Origin of the sequence: Chakrabartyella piscis, from assembly GCA_030067835.1 — a bacterium.
Lineage (GTDB): Bacteria > Bacillota > Clostridia > Lachnospirales > Anaerotignaceae > Chakrabartyella > Chakrabartyella piscis.
The window spans coordinates 1,630,724-1,646,854 of record CP092441.1 but is presented as its reverse complement, the minus strand read 5'-3'; the positions used below and the strand labels follow the sequence as shown (position 1 = coordinate 1,646,854).

At 37.2% G+C, this 16,131-nt stretch carries 11 protein-coding genes and 1 other RNA gene; 5 read left to right on the top strand and 7 right to left on the bottom strand.

Annotated elements, in window-relative coordinates; genetic code table 11:
• Positions 1-2: 2 nt before the first annotated feature.
• On the bottom strand, positions 3-1,229 hold the full coding sequence (locus MJY40_RS07320; protein ID WP_317856331.1) for a DUF58 domain-containing protein: 1,227 nt from the start codon (positions 1,227-1,229) through the stop codon (positions 3-5).
• Positions 1,230-1,247: 18 nt separating this feature from the next.
• Positions 1,248-2,198 (bottom strand): AAA family ATPase, encoded by a 951-nt coding sequence (locus tag MJY40_RS07315; protein ID WP_317856330.1) that lies wholly within the window; start codon positions 2,196-2,198, stop codon positions 1,248-1,250.
• Between the two features lie 231 nt (positions 2,199-2,429).
• On the opposite strand from MJY40_RS07315, the gene MJY40_RS07310 reads away from it, so the two are divergent.
• From MJY40_RS07310 to MJY40_RS07300, 3 genes are all read left to right on the top strand, one after another.
• On the top strand, positions 2,430-3,629 hold the full coding sequence (locus MJY40_RS07310; protein WP_317856329.1) for an iron-containing alcohol dehydrogenase: 1,200 nt from the start codon (positions 2,430-2,432) through the stop codon (positions 3,627-3,629).
• Positions 3,630-3,638: 9 nt separating this feature from the next.
• Positions 3,639-5,000, top strand: a complete 1,362-nt coding sequence (locus MJY40_RS07305; RefSeq protein WP_317856328.1) for an aldehyde dehydrogenase — start codon at positions 3,639-3,641, stop codon at positions 4,998-5,000.
• Between the two features lie 103 nt (positions 5,001-5,103).
• Entirely contained in the window at positions 5,104-6,981 is a 1,878-nt protein-coding gene (locus tag MJY40_RS07300) for a WG repeat-containing protein (RefSeq protein WP_317856327.1), read from the top strand.
• Positions 6,982-7,053: 72 nt separating this feature from the next.
• Here the strand turns inward: MJY40_RS07300 and ssrA are convergent.
• Both ssrA and smpB read right to left on the bottom strand, forming a co-directional pair.
• Positions 7,054-7,404: a transfer-messenger RNA gene (gene ssrA, locus MJY40_RS07295) on the bottom strand.
• Between the two features lie 24 nt (positions 7,405-7,428).
• Positions 7,429-7,902 carry an SsrA-binding protein SmpB gene (smpB, locus tag MJY40_RS07290; RefSeq protein WP_317856326.1) on the bottom strand — a complete coding sequence of 158 codons (474 nt, stop codon included), beginning with the start codon at positions 7,900-7,902 and terminating at the stop codon, positions 7,429-7,431.
• A gap of 214 nt (positions 7,903-8,116) precedes the next feature.
• On the opposite strand from smpB, the gene MJY40_RS07285 reads away from it, so the two are divergent.
• Together MJY40_RS07285 and MJY40_RS07280 are read left to right on the top strand one after the other, a co-directional pair.
• A complete protein-coding gene (locus MJY40_RS07285) occupies positions 8,117-9,067 on the top strand; it encodes a L,D-transpeptidase (RefSeq protein WP_317856325.1) in 951 nt (316 codons plus the stop codon).
• A gap of 30 nt (positions 9,068-9,097) precedes the next feature.
• Positions 9,098-9,499 (top strand): allophanate hydrolase-related protein, encoded by a 402-nt coding sequence (locus MJY40_RS07280; protein WP_317856324.1) that lies wholly within the window; start codon positions 9,098-9,100, stop codon positions 9,497-9,499.
• Positions 9,500-9,678: 179 nt separating this feature from the next.
• Here the strand turns inward: MJY40_RS07280 and MJY40_RS07275 are convergent, their stop codons facing one another.
• The 3 genes from MJY40_RS07275 to MJY40_RS07265 form a co-directional block, all read right to left on the bottom strand.
• Complete coding sequence (locus tag MJY40_RS07275; protein ID WP_317856323.1) at positions 9,679-10,992, bottom strand: S1C family serine protease; 1,314 nt, start codon at positions 10,990-10,992, stop codon at positions 9,679-9,681.
• 171 nt (positions 10,993-11,163) lie between these two features.
• On the bottom strand, positions 11,164-13,065 hold the full coding sequence (locus tag MJY40_RS07270) for a 5'-nucleotidase C-terminal domain-containing protein (RefSeq protein WP_317856322.1): 1,902 nt from the start codon (positions 13,063-13,065) through the stop codon (positions 11,164-11,166).
• A 199-nt stretch (positions 13,066-13,264) separates the two neighbouring features.
• Positions 13,265-16,108: a transglycosylase domain-containing protein gene (locus tag MJY40_RS07265; protein ID WP_317856321.1), complete on the bottom strand. Its 2,844-nt coding sequence runs from the start codon at positions 16,106-16,108 to the stop codon at positions 13,265-13,267.
• Positions 16,109-16,131: the final 23 nt, after the last annotated feature.

The following is a 16,131-nucleotide window of genomic DNA, read 5'->3' as shown; positions in this document are numbered from 1 at the left end:
AGTCATATCCTTTTCAATGTGGAAAGCAAGTGTATTTGTTGTTCTGAAACATCATTTTCTTCTGGTTCTTTGTAGGCAAGCACAGAATAGGTTGCAATGCCTACATCATCAAACAAAGAATCTGCTTTGGTTGTATTGCCATCATAACAGACATAATAGATGTTGCCTGATTGGGTTGCATATAAGTTTGCTACACGTTCTTGATTGAATTTTGCATCTTGAAGATTACAATTTGCATAGGACAACAAAAGCAAGCAGTCCGATAAATTGGTGCTTTCTGTATATGGCATTTCCTCATCAGTACCACTAGGTAAATACACCCCAACTGACATACCCATAGCAAACAATTCTTCGATCAAAGAACCTACAACAGATAACGTATCTTCAAATTCTGCATTATCCTGTGATACACCAAAGAAGCTGGCAGTATCCACAAAGAAATATACAGATTTTGGCGCAATGGTTTCATATTGGTTGACACGCAATTCATCACCACGAGCAGCCAATCTCCAATTGATACGTTTAAAGGAATCTTGTTCTTGGTACTCTCTTGTACCACGCAAAACAGTTACATCTTCAATGATACCTTGGGAACCTGTAGTGGCACTCCAAGCATTTTTAAAGAATATATTCGTTGCAACAGGTATTCGTTTTGGATAAATCACAAAAATAGGTGGATTCAATAGTTGAAATTGCTTTTTGCGTACACAAAGACCAAATCCATCGCCTGTATGAATTTCTACTTGTTTTGGCAGATATACCCCTCTTTGTTTGGCTTGGAATTTGGATGTCCAAGTTATGGTTTCATACCAACGAATGAACGAAAAACGTTTGCACAACATAGGTTTCATCACTTCTTCTGCTTGTGGATTGGTCACATCACAAACTTCGAAATCATCTGGTATGGATAAACAGTTGTTGGTTGGATATTCTTGAATCCATTCCAACCACACCAATGGTAGGCTTTTGTCATTTTGTAAAGTAAAATCCATTGCAATTTCTTGGTCTGGATACGCATGATAAGAATCTGCTTTGATGTCCACAGAAATTCCATGTTCAGAAAAACGACCCCATAAGAAGGTAATCACACTCAAGAGAAATAAGAAAAACAGATATCCACTCAATACAATATAGCCACCATAAGCACAAGCACAACAAAGCACAAAGGCAATTCCCATAAAAATGGGTGATGCAATGTAACTAGAAACTTTATAATTTTCATTGTTCATAACAATACCTCATTTGTATCAAAGTTGACTGATTTGTGGTACTGGTGTATGTTCCAAAATATCATAAATAACAGATACTTCTGTTTTCTTTGCAATGCGTGCTTCACCAGAAAGAGTCACTCTATGTGCCAAAACTGGAATTGCAATGTGTTGGATATCATCAGGAGTCACAAAATTACGTCCTTGTATTGCTGCATATGCTTTACCCATTTTGTACAAAGCTCTGGAAGCTCTAGGACTTGCACCAGCTTTTAACATGGTATTTTCTCTTGTTTTTTGTACCAAAGCAATCATATACTCTGCTACTTCATCTGCAACATGAATGGTTTCAATTTGTTTTTGCATTTCCTGAATCAATTCTGGTGAAACCACTGGATTTACAGTATCAAAAGGAATTGCATCACCCAAAACTTTGAGCATAGACAATTCTTCTTGCATGGTTGGATATCCTAGAGAAATACGAATCAAAAAACGATCCATTTGTGCTGCTGGCAATTTGAAAGTACTTTCACTTTCCACAGGGTTTTGTGTTGCCATAACTGCAAATGGTGTTGGCAATTTGTGTGTTTTGCCATCAATGGTCACTTGTTGTTCTTCCATACATTCCAGCAAAGCAGATTGTGTTCTTGGAATTGCACGATTGATTTCATCTGCCAACAAAATATTGGTCATAACAGGTCCATACATCATTTGGAATTCGCCTGTTTTACGATTGTATATATTCATACCAACAATGTCAGATGGAAGCAAATCTGGTGTGAATTGAATTCTTTTGAAATCACAGCCCAATACAATGGAAAGGGTCTTAATCAATGTGGTTTTTCCAAGACCAGGCATATCCTCCAAAAGTACATGACCACCAGACAAAATAGACAACAATATCAATGTGATTTGCTCTCGTTTTCCTATCATAATTTTTTCTGTTTCATCTAACATTTTTGCAACCACTTCTTTTGTGGACAATTCCATATATGTATCCTCCTAGATTCTTAATCATCATTAGAAATATTCTTATATTAGAATACGTTTAATTTTTTTCTTTGTCAATGTGAGGAAGATTAGATTTTTGCAATTGAAAAACTTGTGAAGTATTTATGATATTTTTATTTGATTTGTCTTGATTTCAATATCAAATGGGTTTATACTAGCAAAGATAAATTGTATCAATATACATACTAGAATATATAATTGAGGTATAAAATGAATATTTTCAAACAAATCTATTGCAGAACGTTTCAAACTTGTTTTAAAATTGCACTTCCCATTTTGCCATATAGAGAGCCTGATATTTTGGATGATGTAGAAAAAATTGCAGATATTCTTACAAAAAACAACGTCAATACCGTCTTGATGGTCATTGATAAAAACATTAGACGATTGGAATTGAGCAAGCGTTTGGAAGATTCATTGAAAGATAATCAAATTCAATTCCACATATATGAAGATACTGTGCAAAATCCAACCATCACCAATGTTTTGGAAGCCAAAAAAATATATTTAGACAATCACTGCTCTGCCATCATTGGATTTGGAGGTGGTTCTGCCATGGATTGTGCCAAATGTGTGGGTGCATCTATTGCAAGACCAAATCTTTCTATTCCTAAAATGAATGGCATTTTAAAAATCATGAAAAAAACTCCATTGTTTTTTGCAGTACCCACAACAGCTGGAACTGGTAGTGAAGTGACAATTACCAGTGTGATTACAGACGAAGTGACAAAGCAAAAGTATACCATCAATGATTTTCCTTTGATTCCTGATTATGCTGTTTTGGATTATACATTGACCTTTGATTTGCCAGATTTCATCACAAGTACAACGGGTATGGACGTTTTGACCCATGCAGTTGAATCATACATCGGTAATACCACAACAAAACACACTCGTGAAATGGCAGAAGATGCTGTGGTTTTGGTGAAAAATCATTTGTTGACTGCATATTTGGAGCCTCATAATATAGAAGCAAGAAAATCTATGCAGATTGCGGCATATAAAGCGGGTGTCGCTTTTTCTAGGTCATATGTTGGTTATGTCCATGCCATAAGTCATGCGTTGAGTGGTCGTTATCATACATTACATGGACTTGCAAATGCTTGTATACTCCCCTATTTCTTGGATGAATATGGAGCTGTTATTGATGAGAAATTGGCAAAACTTGCAGATGTCATTTCTTTGTGTGATACTTCATTGGATATTCATACAAAAGCCAATGCTTTTCGTAGTTGGGTATGGGATATGAACAAACAATTGCACATTCCTGATACATTGGAAGAAATACAAGTTGAGGACATTCCAAAATTGGTGTATTATGCAGATAAAGAAGCGAATCCCTTGTATCCAGTGCCTGTGCTTATGGACAAAGATAAACTTGCCACTATGATACATAAATTTATGAAATGAGGTGCTGAAATGGAAATTGTAAACAAACAGCGTGCATATTTTGAAACAGGTGCCACTCTACCTGTTGCCACACGTATATCGTATTTGCGTAAATTATATAAAACCATTCAAACATACGAATCTGAAATTGCACAAGCTTTGTATGAGGACTTGGGCAAATCCCATTATGAAGGCTATATGTGTGAAATTGGTCTGTGTTTGTCGGAACTTTCCTACATCATAAAGCATACAGAAAAATGGGCAAAACCCCAAAAAGTCAAAACAGATTTGGCACAATTCCATGCAAAAAGTTTCAAAGTGAAAAATCCTCTTGGTGTGGTACTCATTATGTCACCATGGAATTATCCTTTTATGTTGACCATGGAACCTTTGTTTGGTGCCATTTCTGCTGGGAATTGTTGCGTGGTGAAACCATCTGCCTATTCTCCAAATACATCTTTGGTGATCAAAAAAATCATTGAAGAAGTATTTCCAGAGGAATATGTTGCAGTTATTTCTGGTGGCAGAAAAGAAAATGAAGCACTCCTCAACACAAAATTTGATTACATCTTCTTCACAGGTAGCGTTTCTGTGGGCAAAACAGTTATGGAAAAAGCTGCAAAATATATGACTCCATTCACCTTGGAATTGGGTGGCAAAAGCCCTTGCATTGTAGATGAAACAGCAAATGTCAAAGTGGCTGCCAAACGGATTGTCTTTGGCAAACTACTCAACTGCGGCCAAACTTGTGTGGCACCTGATTACATTTTGGTACACAAACAAGTGAAAGATACCTTTGTTTCCGCTTTGCAATTAGAAATTACAAAAACATATGGCAAAAAACCTCTCAAAAATCCAAACTTTGGTAAAATCATCAATCAAAAGCATTTTGAACGTTTGCTTGGTTTGATAGATGAAAAGAAAGTGATATTTGGCGGCAAAAGCGATGCAGATGCCTTGAAAATAGAACCTACCATATTGAACAATGTCTCTTTGGACGATGCCGTTATGCAAGAAGAAATCTTTGGTCCCATTTTGCCAGTTATTACATTTGATACCTTCAGAGAAGCAGAAAACATCATCAAATCATTCGAACATCCATTGGCTGCATATTTGTTTTCCAATGATGTAAAACGTCAAAAATATTTCATGCACCATATGATATTTGGTGGTGGTTGTATCAACGATTGCATTGTCCATCTGGCTACTTCCAGAATGCCTTTTGGTGGTGTGGGTGCCAGTGGCATGGGAAAATATCATGGAAAATATAGCTTTGATACCTTCTCCCACGAAAAAGGAATGCTCAAACGATACAATTGGATGGATTTGCCTATGAGATATCAACCATATCAAAAATATGGAATGTACTTACTTAAGCTGTTTTTGAAATGAGTCTCTCATTTATTTTTGACTTTTATTGCTTGAAGCCTTTAATTGTGATAAGATTAAAAAATGGTTATAATAGTATGTATAATGATAAGGGGCGAATGGTATTATGAAAAAATTATTGCAAAAAATTGTTGTAGCATCCATTGGTGTTTCATTGGTATTGGGGCTTAGTACCACAACCTATGCCAAAAGCGTATACTCCATTGATGATTTGTTGGTAAAAGAGTTGACAAGTGAGTACGATTACGTTGAAAGATATGGAGATATCGTGATTATTGCAGAACTGGTAAAGAAAGAGATTGTATACAATGGGGAAACCATCACATCGTCTTCTCCTATTTACGGACTTATGAATATTGATGGAAAAATTGTAATTAAGCCACAATATTCAGACATTCAAAATGTAGGTGAAGATCGTTTTTCTGTTCTAACAGATGAAAATGGAACCTATACATATGGGCTTGTAAATGGAAGCGGCAAAACCTTGGTACAGCCAATTTATAGTTTTTTGGGACAAGGTAGCGATGGTTTGTATCCTGTGCGTAAATCTGGTACTACTGGTGTTGCTTATGTCAATGAAAGCGGAACCATTGTAATTCCATTTTCTTCATACAATGTAATCTCTGGTTTTAGCGAAGGATTGGCACTCAATACCGATTGTCCTTATACTGAAAATACATATGGATATATAGACACCAAAGGGAACAAAGTAATTGAAAGTATGTATGAAAGTGCAAATAGCTTTTCTGAAGGACTTGCAAAAGTACAAATCAATGGCAAAACTGGATTCATCAATACCAGCAATAAACTTGTTGTTTCTGCTATTTATGATAGTTTTGCTGGTGCTGTGGATAGTGATCCTAGATTTACAAATGGTTACTGCGCTGTGGTGAAAAATGGTTATTGGGGATATATCGATAAAACTGGTAAAGAAGTTTCTGATTTCATTTATACTTCTGCCGGTAATGTTTCTGAAGGAATTGCTTTGGTTTCCCAAATGGTGGATGGCACAAAAAAATATGGATACATCGACATGAAAGGTAATGAAATCACACCTTGTATGTATATTAACGGTTACGATTTTTCATGTGGTAGAGCTTTGGTAAGCAATCATGCCATGGCATACTATGGTTATATCGACACCACAGGAAAAGTAGTTGTAGATTTGAATCTTTCCCGTGGATGCGAAAGCTATACCGAAAATGTAGCAAGTATCGTTTCTGGTAGCTATTCTATGTATATTGGGTTAGATGGGCAATCTGTAACTACCTGTGATGTTAAGTTTACTGATTTTGAGGAATTCCAAGAAGGAACTGCTGTGGTTACAATTGGTTCAGATGTATCCCTAATCCGCAATCCAATTTTGGAATCTGATTATACATACGAAGAGCCAAAAGAAGAAGTTATTGAAGAAGTCATCGAAGAAGTTGTTGAACCAACTGCTACAACTGATATCAGTAGCGAAAGCTCTGCTACTATAACAGTCAGTCCAACCAGTGCAAAGGTTCAAGTAGATGGAAGCACAATTGCATTTGAAGCATACACCATTGATGGCAACAACTATTTCAAATTAAGAGATGTTGCAAAAGCTTTAAGTGAAACAGATTGTAAATTTTCTGTAGGATATGATAGCACAACACGTTCTACTACTTTGACCAGTGGTGAAAATTATGCCAGCTCTGGTACAGAACTTCTTTTGGGTGATGGAACACAAAAAACTGCAACTAAGTCTAGTATTAATTTGTATATCAATGGGAATCAAAAAAAATTCATTACGTATGGAATTGATGGCTATGGATACTATAAATTAAGAGATTTGGGTGATGCATTGGGCTTTGATATTGCTTGGGATTCTAGTACAAGCACCATTCAAATTGATACCAAAGCAACAACAACTACTACAAGTAGTAATACTTCAACTACAGATACTACAACCAATAGTGGGTATACTTCATTTAATGCTTTTGGTGATTTGTTTGGTTGATTTTAAATAATTGAAATACATATAAAAAAGGCAGTTAAGAATGAATTCACACTCTTAGCTGCCTTTTCCTTTGAATGGAGATGAGGGGAATTGAACCCCTGTCCGAAAACCCATCCGTAAAGATTTCTCCCATCACAGTTCTTTTTTTAACATTCCCTCAGTGCAACGCCAAAGAACAGGCTGTACACCTTAGTAGCTTCATGATTCTTTTTACACCGCAAAGCTTAGGTGAAAAAGTGCCTCGCTAAGTCGACGCCGGTTTTCTCTAACAGCGAGTGATCAGAGGCCGACGGCTGCCATTAGGCAGCGATTAATTTATTATTGTCTTTTAATTTAAAAAGTTTCCAGCTTGATGACGCAGTTCACTGGTCTGCGGATGGCTATCCCTAGCTTCAAAATCCCCGTCGAGACCATTACATCCCCGTAATGGTGGGTACAATGCGACAATTACATTGTAATATTGCGAATCTTAAACTCTTTTTCTGCTTGACGACGTTGGTCATTTTTGGCAATGGTATTACGCTTATCATAAAGCTTCTTCCCACGTGCCAAAGCAATGTCTACTTTTACCAAACTACGGTCAAAGTACACTTTAACAGGAACAATGGTATACCCAGCCACTTGACTTTCTTGGGCAATCTTTCTAATTTGGCTTTTGTGCAAAAGCAAACGACGCACACGCAAAGGATCTGTATTGAAAATGTTCCCTTGTTCGTATGGGCTCACATGCATATTGTAGATAAAAGCTTCTTCGTTTTCAATACGAATAAAACTTTCTTTCAAACTACATTTGCCTGCACGCATACTTTTCACTTCTGTACCAACCAAAGAAATCCCCGCTTGGAAGGTTTCTTCAATGAAATACTCATGATATGCTTTTTTATTTTGTGCAATGAGCTTTGTACCTTTTCCTTTTGCCATAGTACCTCCTAGCATTATTGTTCCTTGGAGTTTTGTTCGTTTCTTATCATATCACAATTTGATGTAAATTGCAAATGACAATCATGTTACAAATTTTATCATTATTCTACTTCCCAATCTTTACAAGTTTATTAAATTCTTCTAATATATCTTTTATTCATCACAAAATACAAGTATACTAGTAAAGATACTATGTACATATTAGGAGGACTTTATGAAAAAACAATATATGATTGGATTGATATTGGTTTTGCTATGCTCTATTTTTGCATTTCCTGTGCAAGCTGCTGAAAAACCATATGCGATAGATGTAAATTTGACACAAAATATTGTTACTGTCTACAGCAAAGATGCTGATGGTGAATATACAATAGCAGAACAAGCTTTTGTATGTTCTGTCGGTCCAGAAACACCTTCTGGAACCTTTTATACTTCTAGTAAATATGAATGGAGACCATTATTTGGAAATGTGTATGGTCAATATGCAACCAGAATCACAGGTAGCATTTTATTCCATTCAGTGCCATATTTGGAACAAGATAAATCAACCTTAGAGTGGTGGGAATACAATAAATTAGGTACTTCTGCTTCAATGGGTTGTGTACGTTTGACGGTTGAAGATGTCAAATGGATTTATGACAACTGTCCTATCGGTACTGCTGTTACCATGTATTATAGTGATGAAGTAGAGCCATTGATACCTGAAACGCCACAAATCATTGATGGGGATAGCGTCAATTCTGGTTGGGATCCAACCGATCCAGACCCAGAAAATCCCTGGAGTGGTGAAAGTGTTATGGGTGTTGAATTTGCTGAAGAAGAATTGATTGAAACCACTTTGCCGATACTTGGATTCACAAAAAATGTGACTGTATATCATAAAGGTGATTTTTATGGTTTGAACTCCAGCAATGCCAGACTGATTTGGGGGCTTTTGGGTACTCCGCTTTTGCTTCCAAATGATTTGGTTGGCGATGCAGCTGGTGGTGAAGTTTCCATCTTCCACAATACCATTACAAATACAGTTTCTTATTACAAAAATGGAAGTATGCTTTATTATTCCATTGCAGATTTAACTGGTTTTACAGATGTAACCTTTGCTGAAAGTGACGGTTTTATCTTTACCAATGCTTCTGACAAAACGCTCTCTTTATCTTTACGTTGATTTTAGATTCTACATAGGAAGGTGGATTTTATGAGTTGTGCTGAACAATATGTTTTATTGGCTGTCAATGGAACTTTGATGCGTGGTTTGGAATTGGAACCCAATATGATTGCAGCAAAAGCCATTTTCCAAAAAGAAGCCAAAACAGAAAAGACATATCGTCTTTGGTCAATCAATGACATACATCCTGCTATGATTCGTGTAGCAAAAGAAGATACAACAGCAATTTCTGTTGATTTGGAAGTTTGGTCTGTGCCAAAAGAAGGTTTGGCAGATATACTCCTCAATGAGCCTGCTGGTTTGTCCATTGGAAAAGTCAAATTGGACTCTGGTGAAGTGGTTCTTGGTGTTCTTGGAGAGCCAGAATTGGTAGTTGGAATGAAAGAAATCAGCGCATTTGGTGGTTGGAGAAAGTATATTGCAACCATTTGATTCTATAAACAAAAACAAATCCTTAGTCACCTATTGATGGTAACTAAGGATTTTTTATTGTAATCTCCCTTTTAAGATATGTGTTGTAACACCAGAAATAGCGGGCAATCACACAGGATTGCCCCTACAACTTGTTAAATGTACACCATAGGGGTTTCCCTCAAACATACTTATCTTGATTATGGTCTTGCATTTGGAATTTGTGGCATGGTTTGCTGTGTTTCTTGTTCCACAACCAATTGATTTGCAGCTTCACTTTCAGCGTTCTTTTCATCAAATACCACTGTTAGTGTTTTTGTACTTCCATCTCTATTGATGGTCAATGTTGCACTATCACCAGCTGAATATGCTGTAATGGCTGCTGTCAAAGCAGATGCTGTATCAATGGAAGTATCATCCAAAGCAACAATGATATCTCCTACTTGCAAGCCTGCTGATTCAGCTGCACTGCCATCTGCCACATAAGAAACTGCAGCACCAGCAGTTGCACCATATGTTTGTGCATTGGTTACTTGGACACCTAAGTATGGTTTGCCTGTTACATATCCATATTCCATCAAATCTGCTAAGATATTGACCACGTCATTGATTGGAATTGCAAACCCCAATCCCTCTACTGTTGTTCCAGCACTGGAAGAAGAATATTTTGCTGTTGCGATACCAATGACATCACCAGAAGCATTGAACAATGGACCACCTGAATTTCCTGGATTGATTGCTGTATTGGTTTGGAACATATTCATTGTTACAGTTTCGCTAGTGGAAACCAAACGATCCAAAGCAGAAACCAAGCCATCTGTCAAAGAAAATGTCAATTCACCAAGTGGATTGCCAATTGCATAAATGGTTTCACCAACTTCCAATTCGCTACTGTCACCCAAGCTAATATTTTGGAAATTGAAACCACTGATTTTCAGCACTGCAACATCATTGTCTTCTTCATAGCCAACCAAAGTTGCTGGATAGCTGCTTCCATCGTAGAAAGAAACATCAATGGTCAATGAAGTGCTATCTGCTGCATCAGCAATGACGTGATAATTGGTCACAACATAGCCATCAGATGTAATCACAAAGCCAGAACCTGAAGATGCTGTTGTGGAGGCTTGACCAAATACATTTGTGGAAACATTGGACACTGTAATCCCGACACATGCACCTACATTTTCTGCATACAATTCAGTTGGAGTCATTTCTTTGCCTGAAACGGAGCTTAATGTAGATACCGATGTGGCTTCTGCTGTTTGATTTGCCACTGTTTCATACACAGATGTGAAAACAGAATTTACATCCAAATGATTTGCTCCAACATAACAACCAGTTCCTACAATTGCAACACAACACGCAAAAGAAATTAGAATACGTCCTATTTTACGTTTGCGTTTTTTACGATATCTAGGTCTTCTTTGTGGTTGATATTCTGTAAATTCTCTAAATTCATTTTTTGGAATTTCTACAATTTCTTCTGCATTTCTATATTCTTCGCTATCTATCATATACACATCTCCTTTGAGTTGATCTAACGTTCCATTCATTCCTATTATGATATGAGTATATGAGAAAATCCTAAAATAGAGTTTAAATTTTTATTGGTAGCTGCAAATTTTTACATGAAAAAAGGACACAGCTCATACTGTGCCCCTCTAACGTTTAAAGAATTATACAAATCAAACGATCAATTGTTGACCAACATAAATCATATTTGGATCTGCAATGACATCTTTGTTTGCTTCATAAATTGCGGACCATTTGTTGCCATCACCCAAAACTTTAGATGCGATTTTCCAAAGGTTGTCGCCAGCTACTACAACATAAGAGCCATCCAAAACAATAACTTCTTCTACTACAACCTCTTCCACAACTTCTGCTTCAACCACTTCTTCAATTACTTCTTCTTCTACAACTTCTTCTTCCACTACTACAGCAGATTCATCGGAGATGATTGTGATTCTGCCTTGTGGTTCAGCATATTCTTCACCAATAATGCCATCCATAGATGCGACATACATAATCAAACCTTCAGCATCGATGATTTCTGTGTCAATCATTTCGCCTTCTGTCAAAACAAAGTATGTGTCACCACCAGATGCTTGGAATGCATTGACAACAACTGTATATTCACCATTCAAATCGAATGCTTCACCACCGATACTATCAATTGTTACACGACTACCAGGATCAGCTGGAGCAAAGTATGTGGAATCTGGATATTGTTCACCATAAGCATATTCTACAGTTGTATCCAATGTGAATTCCATACCAGCAACTTGAGGGAAACCACCCAAAGATTCAGGATTACAGAATGTGGATGCTTCCATAACTTCCAAAAGTTGTTCGCCAGTCAATGTAACCAAAGCGATTGTATTGCCATAAGGGAATACTGTGTAAAGTGTGTTCATAGAAATTTCACCTGTTGGGATGGAAGCACGAATGCCACCACCATTTGCCAAAGCAACATCAACACTCAAATCCAATTCTTTTTCTTCTGCATATTGCTTTGCAACATAAAGATATGCATCAGCAGCAAAATCACCAAGATTGGTTTCTTCTGTACGAACACCAGGTTCTCTTTCACCATTCAAATCCACCAAAGTTTCAGCAAAAATGCCATCATACACCGCATCTACTTCTGCTTGCTTTTCTGCAACAAAAGCAGTTACTTCTGCATCATACAAACCAATTGTTTCAGCATATGTTGCAGCACTCAACAAATGTGCATCTGTTTCACCAGTTGCTTTGTCGATTTCTACAACACCGATATTTGCCATATAGGAACCAGCACTTACAATCAAAGCTTCTCCAACCATTTCACCGCCATCCATTTCTGTATGGCTATGTCCATCAATGATCAAATCAACGCCTGTAATTGCTTCCGCAACATCAATGGAACGTCTGCCAACGCTTTCTGCATCAACGCCCAAATGTGTCATAGCAACAATATAATCACAACCAGCTTCTGCCAAGAAGTCAGCTTGCTCTTGTGCAATTGCATACATTTCTTCACCATCTACAAAGCTAACATCTGCTACATTTGTAGGGCTTGCTTTTGTGAGTGTTTCAGCTGTATCCAAACCAAAGAAGCCAACAGTCATACCATCCAATTCAAAAATTGTATTTTCTGTGAAGTAAGATACACCTGTTTCTTTGTCCATGATGTTTGCACAAACAACTTGGATACCGCCTTCTTCCATAATGGAAACGCCTTCTTTGAGTTTATCAAAACTAAAGTCAAATTCATGATTGCCAAGTGTAACCACATCGTAGTCAGCTGCAACCAAGAATTCAGCAGCACTGATACCTTGTGTATAGTTTACCAATGTATTGCCTTGAGAATAGTCACCCGCATCCACCAAAAGAACTTCTGCACCTTGTGCTTCATAGTACTCTTTCAAACTTTTAGCACCAGCAGCGCCAATTCCTTCTTCTGTTGTACCAAAATTACCATGAATGTCATTGGTATGCAAAATCACCAATTTACCATCCATATCACTAGCCATAACAGGAACAGTCAAACCAAGCACCATTGCTGTAGTGAGACCCAATGAAATTGCTCTTTTTCCAACTCTCATAAAAAATCCTCCTTTTTTGTAGTTACGCTACATTTAGACATTTCTTTACATCATCATTTTAACACATTTCAAATGGAAAGCAACATGAATTATAATATTTTGGTGAAAATTAACATAGTTTTTATAGAAAAGCCTATACTGGTTTTACAAAAAACCCTATCACAAAATTTTCATTCATGATAGGGTTTATACTACTTATTTAATTGATACCAAAACCACTAGATGATCCCTCATCTTCTGGGCTATCGTCTTCATCATCAAAACCTAACAATTGCTCATATGCCCATGCATCATCGTAGTAAGTAGGATCAGATTCTGAATCTGATTCTACATCAGAGTCTTCATAGGTGCTATCAGAATACACATCTTCATCCATAAAAACAATATATCCATCTTCATCAATATACCAAAGTGGTGAAGAATACCCCGGTACTCCTGTTTCCAATTCACCATGATCCAAATCACAAGTTTGACTCAAATCCATGTCAATATATCCATCTGAAATATAGGAGGGCTCACTCAAGCAGCGTGTTTCCGTATCATATTGACCACCATTATTGACCAATCCTTCATCCATTGCAATAACCACTTCCATATGGCAATTTTCAGGACAAGTATCCGAAACCAACATACCAGATTCTGTACAAATGGTCACTGTTTGGTGAACTGTACACACTTCTTGTAATGTTTGTGAATCCACTGCTGCAATATCAGAATGTGTGGTCATACCGTAGTAATCCATACCACATAATTCACAAGGAATATCTCCAGATGCAGAACAATAAGTCTGTGTGATGATGCCATCAGGTTTTTCCATAAGTGCTGCATTTTCCAATCCTTCATGAACTTGATTCATTACCGTTTGCCAAATGGTCAAATGGGCTGAAGAGCTGGTTGTAATTTCTTTTGGAATATCATAACCCATCCAAATTCCAGCTGTGTAATATGGAGTATATCCATAGAAGGTCAAGTCAATGGAATCATTTGTTGTACCAGTTTTACCAGCAACTGTAATACCGCTCAAAGCTGCTTTGCCACCAGTACCACGTGTGATAACATCTTCCATCATATCTGTCAACAAATAAGCAGTGGTTTCTTTCAAAACTCTTGTGCCTTCTGGTTGGGTATTGTCTAGTAAAACATCACCATTGTGATCATAAACAACAGAGTAATAATGTGGTTCCATATATACACCACCATTGGCAATGGTTGCATATGCTGCTGTTTGTTCCAAAGTGGAAACACCATTGTGCAAACCACCAATTGCAGTTGCAGCATTTTTATCTTCTTCTGTGATGGTTGTCAAGCCAAAATCAAGTAAATATTGATAGGAAGTTTCTGCACCTACCATCAAATATGCTTTGATTGCCAAAATATTCATAGAATTGTAAATACCTTCACGAACTGTAGAAGGTCCATCAAAACGCAATGTCCAGTTTTGTGGTTTCCAACTACCTTGTTGATATGGTTCATCCACGATAATGGAACCAGGCATCAAAAGTCCTAAGTCAATTGCTGGTGCATAGGATGCCAAAACCTTCATTGTGGAACCTTGTTGACGCAAAGATTGTGTTGCACGATTCAAAACAGAATCCCCTGGTTTTTCACCACGACCACCAACAATGGCTTTGATTTCACCTGTGTAATGATCCATAATCACCATTGCAGCTTGCAAAGAACGAGATACCGTTACATTATCCAAAACCAAAACATGGGTATCATCCAACAATTCTGCTTTTACAGATTCTACAAAAGCTTCCACATCATCTTCACTATCAACTGTTGTGTTACGCTCATAATGGGACTGGCTGGAATCTTCTGATTCTGTATCCATAACAGAAATCAAATAGGTGACATCATATGTGTTGTCACTTTCTGGGAATAAGTCATCATTTAAAAATGCTGCTTCCAATTGACCTTGCATGGTCATATCCACTGTAGAATAAATTTCCAAACCACCACTATAAATTAAATTGTATGCCTGTGCACTGGTAAAGTTCTTTTCTTCCACCAAATCAGTTGCAACTTGTGCAATCAACGCTTCTACAAAGTAACTATGTGTGGAAGTACCAGTTTCTTCAATGGCATATCCACTGACAAGATTTGCAAACACATCTTCTTCCACTGCTGCATCATATTCTGCTTGGGTAATATTTTCTGAAGTCAACATACTGTACAATACAGTCAATTGACGATTTCTACTTTCTTCTGCATTCATATCTGGTGCATAAAGACTTGGATTTTTGGTAATACCCGCAATCATAGCCGCTTCTGCCAAGGTAACATCAGATGCATTTTTACCAAAGTAATATTGAGATGCCGCTTCTACACCATTGAGACCATGACTCAAAGAAATGGTATTCAAATACAATTCCAAAATATAGTCCTTTGCTGCTTCTTTGGAACCCAATTGTTTCTCCAAGGATTGTTCCAAGGAAATTGCAAGGTATTGTTCCTTAATTTTTCTTTGGAAAGTCTTTTCATTGGACAAAACTTCATTTTTGATGAGCTGTTGGGTAATGGTACTAGCACCTTGGCTCAAATCCATTGCTTTGATATTTTCTACAATTGCACGTGCTACCCCCTTGTAGTCAATACCATTGTGTTCATAGAAACGAACATCTTCTATGGAAACCACAGCAAGTTGGATGTATTCAGAAATATAATCCAATTGGGCATATTCCCTATTTTCTTCTCCATGCAATTTATCGATTTCAATACCATTGTCATCATAAATCAATGAAGTGTAGGATTCTGGCAATACATCAGAAGTATTGAGCACATCAGTTCCTTCTAAAATACCATATACAATTCCAAGACCTGCACCTGCAACAGCAAAACCTAGAATTACAATCAAAGCAAACAAAAACTTAAAGAATGCACCAATGATGCGTCTTGCTCTGCTTTTTTTCTTTTTCTTCTTTTTGCCTTTTGGCGCTTTTTTAGACGTTCCTTTTGCAGATAAATTTCTGCCAGAAGATGCATTTCCTTCTTGCTCATAGGCACCTTCTCTTGGGCGTCTTCTTTGTTGCCTTTCTTCCATTGCATTTACCTCCTTGGTATCAA

Excerpts from the sequence above, each read along its gene's own strand:
- MJY40_RS07270 (WP_317856322.1), bottom strand. The coding sequence starts at position 13,065 with ATGAGAGTTGGAAAAAGAGCAATTTCATTGGGTCTCACTACAGCAATG.
- MJY40_RS07285 (WP_317856325.1), top strand. The coding sequence starts at position 8,117 with ATGAAAAAACAATATATGATTGGATTGATATTGGTTTTGCTATGCTCT.
- MJY40_RS07315 (WP_317856330.1), bottom strand. The coding sequence starts at position 2,198 with ATGGAATTGTCCACAAAAGAAGTGGTTGCAAAAATGTTAGATGAAACA.
- MJY40_RS07305 (WP_317856328.1), top strand. The coding sequence starts at position 3,639 with ATGGAAATTGTAAACAAACAGCGTGCATATTTTGAAACAGGTGCCACT.
- MJY40_RS07265 (WP_317856321.1), bottom strand. The coding sequence starts at position 16,108 with ATGGAAGAAAGGCAACAAAGAAGACGCCCAAGAGAAGGTGCCTATGAG.
- smpB (WP_317856326.1), bottom strand. The coding sequence starts at position 7,902 with ATGGCAAAAGGAAAAGGTACAAAGCTCATTGCACAAAATAAAAAAGCA.
- MJY40_RS07320 (WP_317856331.1), bottom strand. The coding sequence starts at position 1,229 with ATGAACAATGAAAATTATAAAGTTTCTAGTTACATTGCATCACCCATT.
- MJY40_RS07310 (WP_317856329.1), top strand. The coding sequence starts at position 2,430 with ATGAATATTTTCAAACAAATCTATTGCAGAACGTTTCAAACTTGTTTT.
- MJY40_RS07280 (WP_317856324.1), top strand. The coding sequence starts at position 9,098 with ATGAGTTGTGCTGAACAATATGTTTTATTGGCTGTCAATGGAACTTTG.
- MJY40_RS07300 (WP_317856327.1), top strand. The coding sequence starts at position 5,104 with ATGAAAAAATTATTGCAAAAAATTGTTGTAGCATCCATTGGTGTTTCA.
- MJY40_RS07275 (WP_317856323.1), bottom strand. The coding sequence starts at position 10,992 with ATGATAGATAGCGAAGAATATAGAAATGCAGAAGAAATTGTAGAAATT.